General features: G+C 60.3%; 21 protein-coding genes. 19 read left to right on the top strand and 2 right to left on the bottom strand.

Annotated elements, in window-relative coordinates; genetic code table 11:
• The first annotated feature begins 165 nt into the window (after nucleotides 1-165).
• Nucleotides 166-1,260, top strand: a complete 1,095-nt coding sequence (apbC, locus tag BFQ03_RS23470; RefSeq protein WP_065942651.1) for an iron-sulfur cluster carrier protein ApbC — start codon at nucleotides 166-168, stop codon at nucleotides 1,258-1,260.
• Nucleotides 1,261-1,757: 497 nt separating this feature from the next.
• On the opposite strand, the gene fdxA is transcribed toward apbC, so the two are convergent.
• Together fdxA and mutS are read right to left on the bottom strand one after the other, a co-directional pair.
• Nucleotides 1,758-2,081: a ferredoxin FdxA gene (gene fdxA, locus BFQ03_RS23465; RefSeq protein WP_032858421.1), complete on the bottom strand. Its 324-nt coding sequence runs from the start codon at nucleotides 2,079-2,081 to the stop codon at nucleotides 1,758-1,760.
• Between the two features lie 142 nt (nucleotides 2,082-2,223).
• Entirely contained in the window at nucleotides 2,224-4,815 is a 2,592-nt protein-coding gene (mutS, locus tag BFQ03_RS23460) for a DNA mismatch repair protein MutS (RefSeq protein WP_032858420.1), read from the bottom strand.
• Between the two features lie 369 nt (nucleotides 4,816-5,184).
• On the opposite strand from mutS, the gene BFQ03_RS23455 reads away from it, so the two are divergent.
• From BFQ03_RS23455 to BFQ03_RS23370, 18 genes are all read left to right on the top strand, one after another.
• Nucleotides 5,185-5,913: a LexA family transcriptional regulator gene (locus BFQ03_RS23455; RefSeq protein WP_082445537.1), complete on the top strand. Its 729-nt coding sequence runs from the start codon at nucleotides 5,185-5,187 to the stop codon at nucleotides 5,911-5,913.
• A gap of 601 nt (nucleotides 5,914-6,514) precedes the next feature.
• Nucleotides 6,515-6,847 carry a phage holin family protein gene (locus BFQ03_RS23450; RefSeq protein WP_032858418.1) on the top strand — a complete coding sequence of 111 codons (333 nt, stop codon included), beginning with the start codon at nucleotides 6,515-6,517 and terminating at the stop codon, nucleotides 6,845-6,847.
• 21 nt (nucleotides 6,848-6,868) lie between these two features.
• The gene (locus BFQ03_RS23445) at nucleotides 6,869-7,381 is read left to right on the top strand and encodes a hypothetical protein (protein ID WP_065942652.1); all 513 of its coding nucleotides are present in this window, start codon (nucleotides 6,869-6,871) and stop codon (nucleotides 7,379-7,381) included.
• A 3-nt stretch (nucleotides 7,382-7,384) separates the two neighbouring features.
• Entirely contained in the window at nucleotides 7,385-7,996 is a 612-nt protein-coding gene (locus BFQ03_RS23440) for a phage baseplate assembly protein V (RefSeq protein WP_032858415.1), read from the top strand.
• 9 nt (nucleotides 7,997-8,005) lie between these two features.
• On the top strand, nucleotides 8,006-8,338 hold the full coding sequence (locus BFQ03_RS23435; protein WP_065942653.1) for a phage baseplate protein: 333 nt from the start codon (nucleotides 8,006-8,008) through the stop codon (nucleotides 8,336-8,338).
• On the top strand, nucleotides 8,335-9,330 hold the full coding sequence (locus BFQ03_RS23430) for a baseplate J/gp47 family protein (protein ID WP_032858412.1): 996 nt from the start codon (nucleotides 8,335-8,337) through the stop codon (nucleotides 9,328-9,330). Before BFQ03_RS23435 ends, BFQ03_RS23430 begins: the two co-directional genes overlap by 4 nt.
• On the top strand, nucleotides 9,327-9,965 hold the full coding sequence (locus BFQ03_RS23425; RefSeq protein ID WP_032858410.1) for a phage tail protein I: 639 nt from the start codon (nucleotides 9,327-9,329) through the stop codon (nucleotides 9,963-9,965). The genes BFQ03_RS23430 and BFQ03_RS23425 overlap by 4 nt, the downstream gene beginning before the upstream one ends.
• A complete protein-coding gene (locus BFQ03_RS23420) occupies nucleotides 9,962-10,495 on the top strand; it encodes a phage tail-collar fiber domain-containing protein (protein ID WP_032858408.1) in 534 nt (177 codons plus the stop codon). Before BFQ03_RS23425 ends, BFQ03_RS23420 begins: the two co-directional genes overlap by 4 nt.
• A gap of 33 nt (nucleotides 10,496-10,528) precedes the next feature.
• Nucleotides 10,529-11,281, top strand: coding sequence for a hypothetical protein (locus tag BFQ03_RS23415; RefSeq protein ID WP_032858407.1), 753 nt, complete (start codon nucleotides 10,529-10,531; stop codon nucleotides 11,279-11,281).
• 11 nt (nucleotides 11,282-11,292) lie between these two features.
• Complete coding sequence (locus BFQ03_RS23410; protein WP_032858406.1) at nucleotides 11,293-11,529, top strand: tail fiber assembly protein; 237 nt, start codon at nucleotides 11,293-11,295, stop codon at nucleotides 11,527-11,529.
• 90 nt (nucleotides 11,530-11,619) lie between these two features.
• Complete coding sequence (locus BFQ03_RS23405) at nucleotides 11,620-11,823, top strand: hypothetical protein (RefSeq protein WP_032858404.1); 204 nt, start codon at nucleotides 11,620-11,622, stop codon at nucleotides 11,821-11,823.
• A gap of 2 nt (nucleotides 11,824-11,825) precedes the next feature.
• On the top strand, nucleotides 11,826-12,992 hold the full coding sequence (locus BFQ03_RS23400; RefSeq protein WP_032858403.1) for a phage tail sheath protein: 1,167 nt from the start codon (nucleotides 11,826-11,828) through the stop codon (nucleotides 12,990-12,992).
• Nucleotides 12,992-13,498 carry a phage major tail tube protein gene (locus BFQ03_RS23395; RefSeq protein WP_032858402.1) on the top strand — a complete coding sequence of 169 codons (507 nt, stop codon included), beginning with the start codon at nucleotides 12,992-12,994 and terminating at the stop codon, nucleotides 13,496-13,498. Before BFQ03_RS23400 ends, BFQ03_RS23395 begins: the two co-directional genes overlap by 1 nt.
• Before the next feature lie 154 nt (nucleotides 13,499-13,652).
• Nucleotides 13,653-14,219 (top strand): phage tail assembly protein, encoded by a 567-nt coding sequence (locus BFQ03_RS23390; RefSeq protein ID WP_032858401.1) that lies wholly within the window; start codon nucleotides 13,653-13,655, stop codon nucleotides 14,217-14,219.
• 128 nt (nucleotides 14,220-14,347) lie between these two features.
• Complete coding sequence (locus tag BFQ03_RS30850) at nucleotides 14,348-15,718, top strand: glycine zipper domain-containing protein (RefSeq protein ID WP_032858399.1); 1,371 nt, start codon at nucleotides 14,348-14,350, stop codon at nucleotides 15,716-15,718.
• Nucleotides 15,718-16,101, top strand: coding sequence for a phage tail protein (locus BFQ03_RS23380; RefSeq protein WP_032858398.1), 384 nt, complete (start codon nucleotides 15,718-15,720; stop codon nucleotides 16,099-16,101). Before BFQ03_RS30850 ends, BFQ03_RS23380 begins: the two co-directional genes overlap by 1 nt.
• Nucleotides 16,094-16,306 carry a tail protein X gene (locus BFQ03_RS23375; protein ID WP_032858397.1) on the top strand — a complete coding sequence of 71 codons (213 nt, stop codon included), beginning with the start codon at nucleotides 16,094-16,096 and terminating at the stop codon, nucleotides 16,304-16,306. The genes BFQ03_RS23380 and BFQ03_RS23375 overlap by 8 nt, the downstream gene beginning before the upstream one ends.
• 9 nt (nucleotides 16,307-16,315) lie before the next feature.
• Nucleotides 16,316-17,326, top strand: a complete 1,011-nt coding sequence (locus BFQ03_RS23370; RefSeq protein ID WP_032858396.1) for a contractile injection system protein, VgrG/Pvc8 family — start codon at nucleotides 16,316-16,318, stop codon at nucleotides 17,324-17,326.
• Nucleotides 17,327-17,337: the final 11 nt, after the last annotated feature.

Genomic DNA, 17,337 nt, shown 5'->3' with positions numbered 1-17,337 from the left:
CGGCTACTTGATGAAACGGAGGTCGGCCACTATAAAGCGCCGGCGAATTTATTTCACCCCGTGAGGCTGTTTCAGGGTTTTCCAATGTCGCGAAAGCATGCCCCTCGGGCGCGGGAACGGTTAGGATAGCCGCCTGTTTTAGTCTGTCTTTTCCGGGAGTAGCCCATGAGCGCCGTCAATCGCGCAGCGGTGGAAGCCGTTCTTCGCCAGTACATCGACCCCTATCTGAACCAGGACCCGGTCAGCGCCGGCTGTGTCCGGGCCATTGATGTGCAGGGCGATCAGGTCACGGTCCAGCTTGAACTGGGCTACGCCGCCGGCCTGTTCAAGAGCGGCTGGGCGCAGATGCTGCAAATGGCCATTGAAGGCCTGGACGGTGTGCGTTCGGCCAAGGTCGACATCCAGTGCGTGATCGCCGCGCACAAGGCCCAGGCACAGATCCCGGGCCTGGCCAACGTCAAGAACGTGGTGGCCGTGGCGTCGGGCAAGGGCGGCGTGGGCAAATCGACCACGGCGGCCAACCTGGCCCTGGCCCTGGCCCGTGAAGGCGCGCGGGTGGGGATTCTCGACGCGGATATCTATGGCCCCAGCCAGGGCGTGATGTTTGGCATTGCCGAAGGTTCGCGGCCCAAGATCAAGGACCAGAAGTGGTTCGTGCCAATCCAGGCCCATGGCGTGGAAGTCATGTCGATGGCGTTCCTCACCGATGACAACACGCCGATGGTCTGGCGTGGGCCGATGGTGTCCGGGGCCTTGATGCAACTGGTGATGCAGACCGACTGGGGCAACCTGGACTACCTGGTGATCGATATGCCGCCAGGCACCGGTGATATCCAGCTGACCCTGGCGCAAAAAGTGCCGGTGGCCGGTTCAGTGATCGTGACCACCCCCCAGGACCTGGCGCTGCTCGACGCGCGCAAAGGCGTGGAGATGTTCCGCAAGGTCAACATCCCGGTGCTGGGCGTGGTGGAAAACATGGCGGTGCACATCTGTTCCAACTGCGGTCACGCCGAGCATTTGTTCGGTGAAGGCGGCGGTGAAAAGCTCGCCACGCAATATGACGTTGAGTTACTGGCTTCATTGCCGCTGTCGATGGGCATTCGTGAGCAGGCTGATGGCGGCAAGCCGACGGTGGTCGCCGAGCCGGATGGGCAGATCGCCATGGTTTACCAGGAACTGGCCCGCCATGTGGGCGCGCGGATTGTCTTGCAGGAAGCCGGTGCCCAGGCAATGCCGACCATCACTGTCAGCGACGACTGATCAGCCTGAAGGCAGAAAAGCCTCGACCCTGTCGGGGCTTTTTCTTGTCTTGCGTAAACCTTTTGGACGGTCGAGTGCGCATTTCCCTAATGGACCGTGTAAGCATTCGCTTACTTTTTCGTAAGTGTTTGGTTTTTTAGCCGCGCCAGGACGCCTCGAATTACCTGGATATATTTCTATGCAATTGAAAAATAACATTTATTTATTGTGGTTCGAAGGCGGCGACAGGTTGTGCTTGCGAATGGATCCCGTTGAACTTGTTCGGGAAGTCTCTACTATCAGCCCTGTGTCCACGGATTGACACAGTCATCAAGGATCGATGACTCAGGGAACCTCGCAGGATGCGATTCATCAGGACGATGAAAGGGAACACAGGGACTAGGGAAAAAATGTGGGCGGGTCAAACCGCCCCTTTTTTTGCCTGCAGAAAAGTAAAAGACCGGCGTGCAGAAACGCAAAAAGGCCCGCAAGGGGCCTTTTGAAGGGGCGCGACGCTGTTAGCGTTCGAGGTCTTTGATCTTGCCTTTTACGCCATCCCACTCTTCCGCATCTGGAAGCGATTCTTTTTTCTCAGTGATGTTTGGCCAGATTTCCGCCAGCTCGACGTTCAACTGAATAAATTCCTGCATCTCTGCCGGGACTTCATCCTCGGAGAAAATCGCAACGGCCGGGCATTCTGGTTCACACAGGGCGCAGTCAATGCACTCATCCGGGTGGATCACCAGGAAATTCGGGCCTTCGTAAAAGCAGTCCACCGGACACACTTCTACGCAGTCGGTGTACTTGCACTTGATGCAGTTGTCGGTGACGACGAAGGTCATTTCTAATTTTCTCCTCAGGCGGCGGCAGCGAAACCCCTTGTGGCAGGGCTCGCGAGGTTCGGGAGCGATAGTCTGCGGGCCAGGCTAAAAGCCCGCAGCATCCCAAACCGCGCGAGAGTCTACCAGCTTGCAAGCGTCTGCGTTATATCCGAGTCTTCAGTGCATATAACATTTCGAGCGCTTTACGCGGTGTCAAGTCATCCAGGTCAAGCTTTGCCAACTCATCCAGCACCGGATGGGGCAGGCTGGCGAACATATCGCTCTGGTGCGGTGCCGCAGGTTTGCTGGTGGCCTTGGCGGGGCTGGCGACCACATTCTCATGGGGCAGGGCCGTGGTTTCCAGGCGGCTGAGGTGCTCGCGGGCGCGCAAAATCACGTCGTTCGGTACACCGGCCAGTTGCGCCACGGCCAGGCCGTAACTCTGGCTGGCCGGGCCTGGCAGCACATGGTGCAGGAACACGATGCGTTCGTTGTGCTCGGTGGCATTGAGATGCACGTTGGCCACCAGCGGCTCGCTTTCCGGCAATACGGTCAGCTCGAAGTAGTGGGTGGCAAACAGCGTATAGGCCCGCAGGTGCGCCAGGCGCTCGGCTGCCGCCCAGGCCAGGGACAAGCCGTCGAAGGTACTGGTGCCGCGCCCCACTTCGTCCATCAATACCAGGCTGCGGTCGCTGGCGTTGTGCAGGATATTGGCGGTTTCGCTCATTTCCACCATAAAGGTCGAACGGCCACCGGCCAGGTCATCGCTGGAGCCGATCCGGGTAAAAATGCGGTCCACCAGGGACAACTCGCAACTGGCCGCCGGCACGAAGCTGCCGATATGCGCCAGCAGCACGATCAATGCGGTCTGGCGCATGTAGGTGGATTTACCACCCATGTTCGGACCGGTGATCACCAGCATGCGCGTATCGTCGTCCAGCGACAGGTCGTTGGCCACGAACGGGGTGGTCAGCACTTGTTCCACTACCGGATGGCGACCCTGGACAATGCGCATGCACGGCTCGCTGACAAAACGCGGGCAGTTCAGGTCAAGGTTCAAGGCGCGCTCGGCCAGGTTGCTCAACACATCCAGCTCGGCCAGGGCCGCGGCGGTGTCCTGCAACGGTGCCAGCTTGCCGATCAGGTCTTCGAGCAAGGCCTCATAGAGCATTTTCTCCCGGGCCAGGGCGCGGCTCTTGGCCGACAGTGCCTTGTCTTCGAATGCTTTGAGCTCGGGCGTGATGAAGCGCTCGGCACCTTTGAGGGTCTGGCGGCGCTGGTAATCGATAGGTGCCTGCTCGGCTTGCTTGCTCGGCAATTCAATAAAGTAGCCGTGCACACGGTTGTAGCCGACCTTGAGATTGGCCAGGCCGGTGCGGGCTTTTTCGCGGGCCTCCAGGTCAATCAGGAACTGCCCGGCGTTTTCGCTCAGGGCTTGCAGCTCGTCCAGCTCGCTGTCGTAGCCGGTCTTGAGCACGCCTCCGTCGCGGATGATCGCAGGCGGGTTGTCAATGATGGCTTTTGCCAGCAGCGCCGCCAGTTCCGGGTAGGTGCCGGCCGTGACGGCAAGTTGTTGCAGGTGCGGCGCTTCCAGTTCGGTCATCGCCTGTTGCAACTCGGGCAATACGCCCAGCGCGTCTCGCAAGCGTGCCAGGTCGCGAGGGCGAGCGTTACGCAAGCCGATTCGCGCGAGGATTCGCTCGATATCACCGATCTCCTTGAGCTGCGGCTGCAGCTTTTCAAAACGGTAGACGTCCAGCAGGCAGGTAATAGATGACTGACGCGCTTGCAGCACCGTCAAGTCGCGCAGCGGGCGGTTCAGCCAGCGGGTCAGCAAACGGCTGCCCATGGCGGTCTGGCAACGGTCGACCACCGACTGCAGGGTATTGTCGCGCCCGCCCGCCAGGTTGGTGTCCAACTCCAGATTGCGCCGACTGGCGCCATCGAGCACCACGGTGTCGTCCAGGCGCTCATGGCGCAGGCTGCGCAAATGCGGCAGGGCGGTGCGCTGGGTTTCCTTTGCATAGTTGAGCAGGCAACCGGCGGCGCCGATGGCCAGGGTCAGGGTCTCGCAGCCAAAGCCCTTGAGATCCTGCACGGAGAATTGCTGGCACAGACTTTTTAGCGCCGAATCACGCTCAAAATCCCACGGCGCACGGCGCTTGGTCCCACGACGTTTTTCCGCCGGCAGGTCCTTGGGCCAGTCATCCGGGATCATCAACTCCACCGGATTGATCCGCTCCAACTCTGCCAGCAGGTTTTCCCAGCCCTTGATCTCCAGGACTGTGAAGTTGCCACTGGTGATATCCAGCACCGCCAGGCCGAACAGCCGCTCATCCCCCAGCACCGCCGCGATCAGGTTGTCGCGGCGCTCATCCAGCAGCGCCTCATCACTCACCGTCCCCGGCGTAATGATGCGCACCACCTGACGTTCCACCGGCCCCTTGCTGGTGGCCGGGTCGCCGATCTGCTCACAGATCACCACCGACTCGCCGAGCTTGACCAGCTTGACCAGGTAACCTTCCAACGAATGATAAGGAATCCCACACATCGGAATCGCCTGCCCAGCCGACTGCCCGCGCGCGGTCAGGGTGATGTCCAGCAACTTGGCGGCCTTCTTCGCATCTTCATAGAAGATCTCGTAGAAATCGCCCATGCGATAGAACATCAACTGATCAGGGTGCTGGTTTTTCAGGCGCCAGTACTGCTGCATCATTGGCGTGTGGGAGGACAGATCGGAAGTGTTTTTACTCATTGGATAGTAGGCAAATTCGTTGAAAGTGATGGGGCAAAGGGGGCGCTTGGCCCAGCATTTTTTGCGATGGCGGCAAGGTTAACATGTGAGGTCAGTGCTTCGCAGTTCACAAACGGTCAGGTAAAACGCAGAAGGAGTACACCTAACGCCGATCTTGGCTGTAGGAGCGAGCTTGCTCGCGAAGAACGTTAACGATAATGCGTGCTTGCTGGGTAAGCGCGGTGCTCTGAGGTTTTTCGTCGGAACGCCGCCCGGAGACAAGCTCGCGCCTACAGAAAATCGGCATTAGGTGTGGATGTGCATACGTCATGCACAAAATATGCAAATTAGCATTTGCCAACCCCAAAAACTCCCGTCACTATCCCCGTTATGCAAAAACGCAACGTTTCAATCGTCTTAAGAGAGCTGCTCGATCACGACGGGATCTCCCCCACGGAGCTTCACCGGCGTACCGGCGTGCCTCAATCCACTCTGTCCCGGATCCTCAGCGGCAAGATCGTTGATCCGTCGGACAAGCACATCTCGCGTATCGCTGATTATTTCCGTATCAGCACTGACCAGTTGCGCGGGCGTGCGGCGCCGGTGCGGTTGGATGAGCGTGACCCGATGCATTCGGAGCTCAAGGATATAAGCCTGTGGGACGACGATACCCCCGTCAATGACGACGAGGTGTCGATCCCCTTTTTGCGTGAGGTTGAATTGGCTGCTGGATCAGGAAGATTCGTCATCGAGGAAAGCGAGAAGGCCAGCCTGCGGTTCGGCAAGCGCAGCCTGCGGCATAACGGTGTGCAATTCGATCAGGCCAAGTGTGTGACGGTGCGCGGTAACAGCATGCTGCCGGTATTGCGCGATGGGGCGACGGTGGGGGTCAATGCTGGCAAGAGCGGGATTGGCGATATCGTCGATGGCGATTTGTATGCCATCAACCACAACGGCCAATTGCGGGTCAAACAACTCTATCGCCTGCCTTCGGGGATTCGCCTGCGCAGTTTCAATCGTGATGAGCATCCGGATGAGGACTACAGCTTCCAGGATATCCAGGAAGAACAGATCAGCATCCTCGGTCACGTTTTCTGGTGGGGCATGTACGCCCGCTAAACCTCCTTTGTAAGAAACAGCCCGCTCATCAGCGGGCTTTTTTTCGCCTGCGGAAAACCGCCAAGTGGCTGTCTTTCAAGATGTTTATGCTGATATGCATTATCTGGGTGGAAATAAATGCATTTATGCATTGACTGTATATCCATACATGCATATTCTTCATCTCAAGCCAGCCAACAAGGTCTGGTGGAGGCGGCAAGGATGCTGCCAGGGAAGACAAGGAAGGCACGCAACACTGGCAAGGACGCCACCAAGTGATGGCAAGGACGCCAGGCAACACCGGCAAGGATGCCGACGCTCTTTAGTTTCACGGTTTCACCACAGGCAGCGATGAACCGGCCTTGACGGTTCAGAGGGTTGGCAACTGACCCGGGTGTGCAGCGTAAAGCACCAGAAGCAGTTATCCGGCAGACAGGGATCGTGGTCGGAAAAACATCGAGGAAAGATCCGTACCGCGCCAGTAGCGCCGAAAGATCGCAAGGACCGCATTACTGAAAAGCCTGGGCAACCGGGCTTTTTGGAATGCCTACCGACACATCAAACCACTTATTTATCAAAGCACCGGCCACCTGCCGGTTTTACGCATTCCAGGAGGCGTGACATGACAAACGAGCAGCAAGCGTTGGCAGAAATGCCTATCTGGCTGGTGATTATTCTGGCCCTGATCGGCGGGGTATCCGGGGAAATGTGGCGCGCCGACAAGGAGGGCGCCCGCGGTTGGTCGCTGGTCCGTCGCCTGGCCCTGCGTTCCGGGGCGTGCATGGTGTGCGGGGTATCGGCACTGATGCTGCTGTATGCCGCTGGCATGTCGATCTGGACGGCGGGCGCCCTCGGATGCCTGACCGCCATGGCCGGTGCCGACGTGGCCATCGGCCTGTATGAGCGCTGGGCCGCCAAGCGCATCGGGGTCAACCAACCCCCGGATTCAAAGTGATTGTTGCAAGGAAGCCACACCATGACCCTCATTGAAAAACCTTCACAGCTGCCGATTGCTGTCGGCGAGGCGCTGCGTGCAGCGTTCCCCGATCTGCGGGTGGGCAGCCCGCCGGGCTTTCTGGCGACGGATGAAACCGGCGTGGCGATCACGGTCGAACGCAATGGCCCCGGCGTGCGCTCCCTTGAAGGGCGCAAGGCCCATGTGCTGTCGATCTCGCTCAAAGTCATGGCCGCCCAGGGCGCGCAACCCTTTGACGCTTGTGACCTGGCGAGCCGGCTGATGGACCTGGTACTGGATAACCGTTGGCAGTTGCCGCCGGCCCAGTGCGATGTGCCGGTGAATATCGTCGCGCTGCCGTCGAGCCTGGTGGGGGCCGAAACCAACTATGACAGTTGGACCGTGTCCTTCAGCCAGACCCTTTACCTCGGCCCGCCACTGCTCAACGACCCCATCGGCAAGCCGCTGTTTGCCCGTACCTGGGAAGTGTCGAACATCGACGACCCCGATCAATACCGGCCATTGCAGGAGTAGCCCATGTTCGATGCACTGTTACGCCTGCAATTGGCGCCCCTGATCGAGCGTCTGGCCCACATGGAAACCCAGCTTGAAGACCTCTATCGGCGTGCCGAGAGCTTTTGCCGGATCGGCGTGTGCCAGGAGGTCGATGCGGCCAGCAATACCTGCAAGGTCAGCCATGGCGAGTTGCTGACCCCGGCGATTCGTTTTTTCAACCCCAGCGCCGGTGCGCAGACGGAAACGCGGATCCCCACGGTGGGTGAGCAATGCCTGCTGCTCAACTACGGCGGTGGCGAGGGTGGGGGGCAGTCGGTGGCGTTGTTTGGCCTCAACAGTGACCGCTTTCCGCCGCTGTCCAGTGCGGCCAGCCTGACGAGTCGACGTTATGAGGACGGCACGCAAAGCGCCTACGACGCCGCAGCACATGTATTGGGTTGGAACAATGGACCAGCGGCATTCAGCGGCTCTCGCGAGCAAGTGGAAATGAATTTGGGCGCTGCCCGTTTAGTCATGACCGCCGCAACCATCAGTCTGCAAGTCGGAGCCGTCGGCATGCTGCTGGATGCATCCGGCGTGCACTTGAGTGGCCCGGTGGTCGATCACCAGGGCCGAGTTATCAGCACGGCATAAGGATTTGCCATGATCGGAATTGAGAGAAACACCGGGGCCGTGGTGGACGACTGGCTGCAATTCGTCCAGCGCGCCACCCGGGCCCTGACCACACCTTTGGGCACGCGGCAGAAACGCCCGCTTTACGGTTCGATGATCCCGCAGCTGCTGGGGCAGAACCTGGGCGATGATCTGCTGATCCTCGCCCAAAGCCACGCCGCCCAGGCCTTTTACAACCCGCAGAACGGCATCGCCGATTTTGTCCCGCAAGTCATCGTCGCCAATCGCCAGGGCGCAGGCCTGCTGTTGCGGTTTGCCGGCACCTGGAAAAACCGCAAGCAATCCTTCGAGGTGGTGACATGAGCATGTTGATCCCCGGGCAGAACCAACTGGCGCCGCCCGACCTCATCGCCGTCGACGAATTCGAACCGCTGCTGGCGCAGTTCAAGGCATTTGTCGTCGACTACGTGGCCACCCGCGCCCCGCAAAGCGCGGCCAAACTCAAGGTCAGCCTGGACAATGAAAGCGAGTTGCTGACCCTGGCCCTGGAAGCCTTTTGTGTGCGCCTGCAAACCCATGAGCGCAAATACAATGCGCGGATCCAGCAGATGCTGGCGTGGTGGGCCACCGGCAGCAACCTGGATGCGCGCCTGGCCGACATGGGCCTGGAGCGCCAGGTGCTCGACCCAGGCGACCCGGCGGCGTTCCCGCCCGTGCCGCCAACCCTGGAAAGTGACGACGATGCGCGGCTGCGCTACTACCTGGCGCCCCACGCGCCGGCTGCGGGTTCACGCATGCAGTATCGTCGCGAGGTGTTCACCCTTGGCGAGCGGCCGGTGGTGAAAGTGCAGAGTGCCGCTGCTGGCGTGGTGACAGTCAGTTATACCTTCGACCCGGATGGCTATGCCGCCCAGGTCAAGGATGGCAACGCCCGGCGCACGGCACCTGGCGAGGTCATGGTCACAGTGCTCTCGCGCTCGGGTAATGGCACGCCATCGACGGACTTGCTTGACGGTGTGCGCCGCCATTTCGCCCGGCCCGATGTGCGCCCGGAAACCGATTGGGTGACGGTGCAGGGCGCGCAGATCGTGCCCTATAAGATTCGCGTGGTCGCCCGGATCAACGCCGGCCCGGACTCGGGGCTGACGCAAGTGGCGGCCCAGCAATTGCTGCAACGTTATGCCGAATCTTGCCACCGCCTTGAAGGGCGCGTGGACCCGAGTTGGATCGACTACACCATCCACACCGCCGGGGCTACGCAACTGGAGATTCTCGAACCGCTGGCGCCGATCATCACCACGGCCTTCCAGGCTCCGTATTGCACGGGTGTCGAGGTGCAGGTGCTGACGCTATGAGTGAGCACACATCCAGTTTATTGCCGGCCAACAGTTCGCCGCTGGAGAGGGCGTTGGACCTGGGTTTCGGTAAGTTGCTCGAACGGGTTGAGCCGCCGTTCCCGGCGCTGATGAATCCGCTGCACACGCCGCAGGCGTTCCTGCCTTACCTGGCCGCCGACCGTGGCGTCAGTGAATGGAACGCCGCTGCCGATGAAACCGAAAAGCGCCTCACGGTCGCCCTGTCCTGGCAGATCCAGCGCCAGGCCGGTACGCCCAAGGCGTTGAGCCACGCAGTCGAATCCCTGGGGTTTACCCCCAATATTCTGGCCTGGTACCAACAGCGCCCGCTGGCCCAGCCCTACACCTTCGACGTGCAGGCGATCATCGGCCGCAGTTGGTCCAGTGGCGACCACAACCGCTTGATCCGCCGCATCAACGCGGCCAAGAGCGAGCGCGACCTGGCCACCATCACCCTGGTGCATGAGGTGGTGGGCAGGCTGCCCATCACCAGCGTCGCCCATGCGGCGCTGAGTGACAGCGAGCTGTCGCTGCGGGGCGCCTTGCCGCAACTCATGTTGAGTTCAGGGCTTAACAGTGCGGGCGTGGCCCAGCACTACACCATTAACGACTACGACCTCAGGGCGCAGCCATGACCGATGACATTACGCGCCTGGTGCGCTTCACCTCCAAGGGTTTGGATGAAGTGTTGCAGGCAAAGAACCAAGGCTTGAAAGGCGAAATCACCCACATCGCCGCCGGCACCGGCCGCTACAACCCCACCGGCAACGAAACCGCCCTGCGCGATGAGCGCCAGCGCGTGGCGATTGTGGATTACGAAGACCTGGGCCAGCGCCAACTGCGCATGGCCGCGCTGTTTGATGGCGATGGTGAATATGAGATTGGCGAGTTCGGGTTTTACCTCGCCAGTGGCACGCTGTTGGCGGTGTACTCGGTGGCGGGGAAGTTGCTGACGTATAAGGCAGCGGCGGCGCGGGTGTTGCAGAAGTTTACGTTGGATATTTCGCCGTTGCCGGCGGATAGCGTCACCGTGATCGTGGGGTCGGAAAACCTCAACATCCTGGTGGTGGATGAGTTGGCGTCACTCTCGACGGCCAGTATCGACAACATGGCGCGAGGCATCGGAGCTTTATTTCGATTGATGGCGCTTGAAGCGAAGGCTTAACACAAGATCAATGCACTACAAGGAGTTTAAACATTGAGTACTGAACAGCAATTGGCCGCGGTTGTCAGCGCGGCAAATAATCTGACGGGTGTTGTGACGGGTAAGATCGGCGAGATTGATCGGGCCCTTGAAGTGGCGCAACGAACTTACCGCGAACAGATTGCAAGTTTGGATCAGCGTCTGCCTAGGCTGGCACTTACGCAAAATTTTAGTATGGCGCCGGATGCCACGGGCAATCTGATTGAGGGATGGGATATTCATCAACAGGTAACGACAACGAAATTGCGGACGGTTACCAGTGCTTCTCAAAAAGCTGGGCGACCCTCGGCTGATGTTGATTTTATGCAACAAGTCCAAGCTGATGTTCGGGAGCAATTTCCTGACTTTGATATTAGGGCCGCTGAGTATTGGAGAAATGGTATTCACGTATGGCAAATGAAATGGACGGATAATACTGTAAGTGCCTGGCTCGCTTATCCAAGGTCTGTCGATGACGGAAAGTTAAGCGGTGGTCGCCCGTTGCTTATGAACTCGACTGTGACAATAGGTGCTTTTGTTCGGTTAATTGACGGGGAGATCAGTGGCGCGTGGAGTACAGGGGCTGAGAAAGGTAAATGGCGCTGGTGTTCAGTGGTCATGCAACCGACTCGTATGTTTGGCCATTATTGGGTTATCCATCCAATGTGTTTTACAGCAAATGGGGTAGTTGAAGTGATGCTTGCTGGGGCCTGCACGGGTGTAGTCACTCATCCCGCTGACTGGTCATGCATGTTGGCTTTGGGTTAAGGAGAGCGTTAATGAAACCTGTATTTGCACTTGCTGAACTGCATCCTTTGATTAAGTGGACGGAAATCCGTGCCTCCCGCGACGCCGATCTTGCCGCCAGCGATTACGCCGCGATGCCCGATTACCCCATGACGGAAAAGGACCGCCCGGTCTTCGTCGCCTACCGCAAGGCCCTGCGCGATATCCCCGATCAAGGCGCCGATCCGGACGCCGTGATCTGGCCCGAAAAACCGGCCTTCCTGAAGTAATACACACCACCGCGAAAGCGGTTTTTTTTCGCCCGCCCAAAGCCCCTCCCGAAGGGGCTTTGCGCTTTTTGCACCCGGAGAATTCCCACCATGGCCAACCGCCAAACCTACACCGTCCTCATCCCATTCCCCACCCAAGGTGGCCACTGGTCCACCGTCGGTCAGGAGCTGGACTTGCTGGACGTCGAAGCAACCGCCCTGCGCACCGCCGGCCGCCTGGAACTGACCAGCGTGCTGGCTGCCGCCCAAGACACCCCACCGGCCAAGAAGGCCGTCACCAAGAAGGCTGAATAATCATGGCTGAGGTTTTGAACTTCGAGCATAACGGCATCACCGTCAATGCCAGCGAATCCCCCGAGGCCATGGGTGGCCTGGGTGACAACGTGATCGGTCTGGTCGGCACTGCGCCTAATGCGCACCTGTCGATCCCGAAAAACGCCCCGTTCCGCATCAACAGTTTCACCGCGCAGGCTCTGCTAGACCCCACCGGCGCCGAGTCGGGCACGCTGTTTCATGCGGTGTACCAGATCCTCAAAGTGGTCAAGGTGCCGGTCTATGTGGTGATCGTCGAAGAGGGCGCGACCCCCGCCGATACCCTCAACAACGTGATCGGCGGCAACGAGCCGGTGACCGGTCGCAAGCTGGGCCTCGCGGCGCTTGGCAGCGTCCCGGAAGACCTGACCATCATTGGCGCTCCAGGCTTCACCGGCACCAAGGCCGTGGCCGGTGAGTTTGCCGCGTTCGGCAAGCGCATCAAGGCCCGTGTGGTGCTGGACGGCAAAGACGCCAGCGTCGCCGATCAAGTGACCTACAGCGGCGAGCTGGGTGGCGCCGACCTGGGTTTCGACCGTTGCCTGCTGGTACACAACATGCCGTCGGTGTACTCCAAGGCCGCGAAGAAAAACGTGTTCCTCGCGCCGTCGTCCCTGGCCATTGCCGCGCTGGCCAAGGTCAAGCAGTGGGAGAGCCCGGGCAACCAGGTGACCTTCGCCGAAGACGTGTCGCGGGTGGTCGAGTACAACATCCTCGACACCTCCACCGAAGGCGACCTGCTCAACCGCTACGGCGTGAGCTACTACGCCCGCACCATCCTCGGCGGCTTCTCGCTGCTGGGTAACCGTTCCATCACCGGCAAGTTCATCAGCTATGTCGGCCTGGAAGACGCCATCAGTCGCAAGCTGGTCAAGGCCGGGCAGAAAGCCATGGCGCACAACCTGACCAAGTCGTTCATGGACCAGGAGGTCAAGCGCATCAACGACTGGCTGCAAACCCTGGTGGCCGACGAAACCATCCCGGGCGGTAGCGTGTACCTGCACCCGGAACTCAACAGTGTCGAGAAGTACAAGAACGGTACCTGGTTCATCGTGATCGACTACGGCCGCTACGCGCCGAACGAACACATGGTTTATCAACTCAATGCCCGCGATGAAATCATCGAGCAATTCCTGGAGGACGTTCTCTAATGTTTACCAACCGAGTCAGACAGGCCATTGCGGCCACTCTCCAGGGCCTGCCGCTGTCGGCGACCGTCGAGGAATTCACCCCGCCGAAGATCGAGTTCGAGATGGAAGCCATGACCGGCGGGCGCTTTATCGCCGAGGAAATGGCCAAGAGCGCCAAGGTGCTGAGCGCCAAGCTGGTGCTGCAAGGCGCCGGTCCCGAAATCATGCTGGCCCTGGGCGTGCGCTTGGGCGAAGACATCCTGCTCAACGTGCGTGAAGCGGGCCAGGACCAGGACGGCAAGGCCTACTTCACCTACCACACCGTCGGCGGCAAGCTTAAATCCCTGGAAGAAGCCAAGCTGAAGATGGGCGACAAGGCTACCACCACCCTGGATCTGTCCTGCCGCACCTACCATCGCCTGGACAACGGCGTGCCGGTGATCGACATCGACGTGCGCACCCAGAAGTTCGTGCTCAACGGCGTCGACATCCTCGGTGATGCCCGGCGTGCGGTGTTGATGCCGTAAGCCTGCCCACGGCGCGGCCACTGTAGGAGCTGGCTTGCCGGCGATTGCATCACCTCAGTTCAACTGAAAGACCGCGCTGCCTGTATCGCAGGCAAGCCGGCTCCCACACTGACCGTGCCCACGCTTTCTAAATTGTCATCAAGGAATTTTGCCCATGGCCTGGAAGCCACCCCTGCATAGCCTGCTGGCGCCGATCACCGCCGACAACGGTGCGACGATCGAGCAGATTCAACTCAACGCGCTGTTCTACGCCGCGCAAAAACAAGCGCTGGCCCGCGCTGGCGAGGACGAGGATGACCAGTTCTTCGAGCTGGCCAAACTGGCCACCGGCCTCTCGGAAAAGGAACTCGACCAACTCAAGCGCCCGGACTACGTGAGCATTGCCCAGCACGTACACGACATGTCGACACGCCCGGCCTCGTTCTTTCTGGGCGACTCCACCGAGCCTGGCGAGCAGGTGCAACTGCTGCTGCCGCTGGAAGTGGCCGGCCGTGTGTTGACCAGCGTCACCCTGGAAATGCCCGCGCTGCGCGCCACCAAGGTGATGAAAAAACTCGCCACCAACAAAGAGCGCGCCGAGTTCATCACCTCGCACTGCACCGGCCTTATGATCCCTGACCTGGACGGCCTGACCGTGCCCGACTGGACGCAACTGCAGGAGCGCATCGACGATTTTTTAAACAAACCGGCGGACTTCTTTCGCAGCGCGACATCGAAGTAATCCTCGACGTCGTTCCGCTGGTTTATTCGGTAAACGAAGCGGAAATTCTTGAATGGAATGCCGCCAAAGCATTGCGCCGCTACGACATCGCGATCACTCGCCTTGGCGTCAAATAGGAGGAGAGCGAGATGCAAGACGCTCGATATACGCTCAAGCTCGCGGACGAAGACAAACGCTGGATGACCTTTCCCGGGCTCGCCGAAAGTGGCGCCTCGCAACTGTCGGGCCTGCTTGCCGAGCCGAATGAAAGTCTGATTGGCGCTCCCACTATGGGCGTGGCGACAGAGCCACCGTCTGAGCTGAGCCTGGCCCTGGCCAACGCCAGCCTGCACATCCATGCGTTGACCGAGGAACAGGTGCGGCTGCGTGAGAGTCTGGAAACCCTCAATAGCACCCTGTTTATCACAGGCAACTCCCTGCTCGGCAGCGTCGCTGCAAGCCCCGCCCCTGTGGCTCAAGAGGAGGCTGCCAAAGACAAGGAGCCGGCAGCGGATTCCTGGTACGCCAAGGGGGCCAAGTGGTTGGGGGAGGGCTATCTCGATACGGCCAGGAGCCGGTTAACGGGCAAGGCTGTCGATGTGACGCTTGGCAAGTTGCCCGGTGTGGGGAAACTGTTTCGCGACGACAGCAAGGATTGCTGCTGCCCAGGGGCAACCGAAACCTTGAAGGGGCGTGCGCGTTTCCTGCCGAAAAAAACGGTGCGCCAGAGACTCACCGAGCGGCTGAGGCCGTCGTCGTCGAAAAAAACCACCCGCTTGGGCAGCCGCATGGCCGGGTCAATGGCAACGCTGCAGCGTGTTTTTGGACAGGCCGGCAAGGTGTTTGACGGGCCAAAAGTGGGTTTTCATGGTGCGTCGCTTCAAGCTTATCGGCCCGCTCCGCGCCTGGGCGAGGGTTCATCCAAGGCGCCTGTTTCATCCGCTCAAGGGCCGGCATTGCTCAGCACTCCAGCGCTCGCTTTGCCCAAGACTATCCCCTCCAGCCTGGTTTCAACGATGAGCAAACTGGAGTCTGTCGGCACTCGATCCCTTGCGCCGCTGCGCTACGCCGACACCGCCATCAACCTCGTCCAGGGTGTGCGCAACGGCGACCTGCAAGCGGTCGGCAGCAGCCTCGGCACTGCCGGTGGTGCGTGGGTCGGCGCCTCTGCCGGCGCGGCCCTTGGTACCCTGGTTTTGCCAGGCGTTGGCACTGCCGTCGGTGGCCTGATCGGCGGCCTGTTGGGCGGCGAGGCGGGCACCTGGCTGGGTGAAAAACTCTTCCCTTCCAGCGACCGCCTGCCATCGCCCGATTCGGTGAGCAAGGAACTCAACAGCGCGCGCTCGGACAACGTCCAGGTCACGCTGGCGCCGAGCATCCAGATCACCGGCGTCAACCCTGCCGACGCCCAGCAGGTGGTCGACCGAGTGATCCAGGCCCTGCAAAACCAATGCATGCCGATGCTGACCGATTCACTGGCGGTTCGGCGCAACGCAGCACTGACCGATGGAGGTGATTAATGCGACAGCAGATGGTACTGGGCGACTTTATATTTGGCCTGTCCCGAGGGTTCGCCTACTCCACGCTCCAACGCGGCAGTGATGGTGGCTGGGGCGACCTGGAGATTATCGCCAGCAAGCCCCAGTCGCGGCAGAACGGCCAGAAGCTGGAAAAACTGACCTTTGCCGGCACCGCCATGGCGGCTGTTGGCATGCAGCGTCTCGACCAATTACGCGTCCTGCTGGATGCACGGACGCCGTTGCCGCTGGTCGATGGTATTGGCCGCAACTGGGGCCTGTGGCGCATCACCGCACTGACGGAAAGCCAGGCCAATGTTATCGATGACGGCACCGCCATGGTGATCAAGTGGTCGCTGGTGCTGGAGGAGTTCGTCAATGCGTAGAGTCCGAAGTATTGCCGGTGATTCGGTCAACCTGCTGCTCTACCGCGAGTTGGGCCGTTGTGATGACGCGGCGGAAGAAACCCTATGGCGCTTGAATCCAGGGCTTGCCGAGCATGGCCCGGTGTTGCCGGCGGGCATCTGGGTGATCGTGCCCGAAATGGACGCGCAACCCGGTCTTGTACGACCCGTATCGGCCTGGGATTAAGGAGGCAGCATGGCAATGGGATTTACCCCGGTCGTGGAGATCTATGGCGCCAATGCGGCGTTGATCAACCCACGGCTGATGCAATGGAAACACACCGACGCGGCGGGCATCGAGTCCGACCGCCTGGAACTGACCATCAACATCGAGGGTCTGGAGGGCCTGCCGAGCCTGGGTGCAAAGATCGGCTTGCGCGTGGGTTACCGCGAGTCGGGGCTGGTGGAAAAAGGCGAGTTTGTGATTACCCAGCGCACGCCTTACCTGTTTCCCATGCGCCTGGCGATCGTGGCCACGGCGGCGCCGTTCAGCGTGATGGACCAAAGCGGTTACCGCCAGCGCCGTTCCGCCAGCCATGGCCCCACGACCCTCGGTGCGCTGTTTCGCCAACTGGCCACGCGGCACGGGTTTTCACCCCGGGTGGCGCCGGCATTGGACGGGATTGTGATCGACCATATCGATCAGTCGAATGAGACCGACATGGGCTTCATCACCCGCCTGGCCGGGCGCTACAACGCAGTGACCAAGCCGATCAACGAGTTGTATGTACTGGCCGAAAGTGGTCAGGTCAAGTCGCTGTCGGGCCAGCAACTGCCGGATGTGCGGTTGTCGGTGACCCATGACAACCGTCCTGGCGAGCAGGCGTTTATCAGCGCGCGGATTGATGAAAGCGCGCGGGCCAAATATCAGGGCTGCCGTGTCAATTGGTGGGATGGAGCGGCCTCTCGCCAGCGTGTGGTCGAGGTGGGGATCGCACCATTCAAGACTTTGCGCCAACGCTGCCAGAGCGAAACCGAAGCGCGCTCAGTGGCGCAGGGCGAGTTGCGCCGGGTGGGGCGCGAAGGGCTGACGATCGCCATTGATTGCCCTGGCAACCCGTTGCTGTCCGCCGAAGGGCTGTTGCTGCTGGATGAGACTTGGCCTGGGTATATGCAGGGGCGCTGGTCGATTGACAAGGTGACCCATGTAGGCGACACGACGACGGGCTATCGCAGTTCGATCATGGCCAGTGGGTTGGCCTCTTAGGCCGTGGAGAT

It is taken from the genome of Pseudomonas sp. 25 R 14, assembly GCF_900004755.1.
Lineage (GTDB): Bacteria > Pseudomonadota > Gammaproteobacteria > Pseudomonadales > Pseudomonadaceae > Aquipseudomonas > Aquipseudomonas brenneri.
The sequence above is the reverse complement of the archived record's forward strand: the minus strand, read 5'-3'. Positions and strand labels throughout refer to the sequence as shown.

What these genes read in the sequence shown, in the direction of transcription:
- apbC (WP_065942651.1), top strand. Translation starts at nt 166, where the DNA reads ATGAGCGCCGTCAATCGCGCAGCGGTGGAAGCCGTTCTTCGCCAGTAC.
- fdxA (WP_032858421.1), bottom strand. Translation starts at nt 2,081, where the DNA reads ATGACCTTCGTCGTCACCGACAACTGCATCAAGTGCAAGTACACCGAC.
- mutS (WP_032858420.1), bottom strand. Translation starts at nt 4,815, where the DNA reads ATGAGTAAAAACACTTCCGATCTGTCCTCCCACACGCCAATGATGCAG.
- BFQ03_RS23455 (WP_082445537.1), top strand. Translation starts at nt 5,185, where the DNA reads ATGCAAAAACGCAACGTTTCAATCGTCTTAAGAGAGCTGCTCGATCAC.
- BFQ03_RS23450 (WP_032858418.1), top strand. Translation starts at nt 6,515, where the DNA reads ATGACAAACGAGCAGCAAGCGTTGGCAGAAATGCCTATCTGGCTGGTG.
- BFQ03_RS23445 (WP_065942652.1), top strand. Translation starts at nt 6,869, where the DNA reads ATGACCCTCATTGAAAAACCTTCACAGCTGCCGATTGCTGTCGGCGAG.
- BFQ03_RS23440 (WP_032858415.1), top strand. Translation starts at nt 7,385, where the DNA reads ATGTTCGATGCACTGTTACGCCTGCAATTGGCGCCCCTGATCGAGCGT.
- BFQ03_RS23435 (WP_065942653.1), top strand. Translation starts at nt 8,006, where the DNA reads ATGATCGGAATTGAGAGAAACACCGGGGCCGTGGTGGACGACTGGCTG.
- BFQ03_RS23430 (WP_032858412.1), top strand. Translation starts at nt 8,335, where the DNA reads ATGAGCATGTTGATCCCCGGGCAGAACCAACTGGCGCCGCCCGACCTC.
- BFQ03_RS23425 (WP_032858410.1), top strand. Translation starts at nt 9,327, where the DNA reads ATGAGTGAGCACACATCCAGTTTATTGCCGGCCAACAGTTCGCCGCTG.
- BFQ03_RS23420 (WP_032858408.1), top strand. Translation starts at nt 9,962, where the DNA reads ATGACCGATGACATTACGCGCCTGGTGCGCTTCACCTCCAAGGGTTTG.
- BFQ03_RS23410 (WP_032858406.1), top strand. Translation starts at nt 11,293, where the DNA reads ATGAAACCTGTATTTGCACTTGCTGAACTGCATCCTTTGATTAAGTGG.
- BFQ03_RS23405 (WP_032858404.1), top strand. Translation starts at nt 11,620, where the DNA reads ATGGCCAACCGCCAAACCTACACCGTCCTCATCCCATTCCCCACCCAA.
- BFQ03_RS23400 (WP_032858403.1), top strand. Translation starts at nt 11,826, where the DNA reads ATGGCTGAGGTTTTGAACTTCGAGCATAACGGCATCACCGTCAATGCC.
- BFQ03_RS23395 (WP_032858402.1), top strand. Translation starts at nt 12,992, where the DNA reads ATGTTTACCAACCGAGTCAGACAGGCCATTGCGGCCACTCTCCAGGGC.
- BFQ03_RS23390 (WP_032858401.1), top strand. Translation starts at nt 13,653, where the DNA reads ATGGCCTGGAAGCCACCCCTGCATAGCCTGCTGGCGCCGATCACCGCC.
- BFQ03_RS30850 (WP_032858399.1), top strand. Translation starts at nt 14,348, where the DNA reads ATGCAAGACGCTCGATATACGCTCAAGCTCGCGGACGAAGACAAACGC.
- BFQ03_RS23380 (WP_032858398.1), top strand. Translation starts at nt 15,718, where the DNA reads ATGCGACAGCAGATGGTACTGGGCGACTTTATATTTGGCCTGTCCCGA.
- BFQ03_RS23375 (WP_032858397.1), top strand. Translation starts at nt 16,094, where the DNA reads ATGCGTAGAGTCCGAAGTATTGCCGGTGATTCGGTCAACCTGCTGCTC.
- BFQ03_RS23370 (WP_032858396.1), top strand. Translation starts at nt 16,316, where the DNA reads ATGGCAATGGGATTTACCCCGGTCGTGGAGATCTATGGCGCCAATGCG.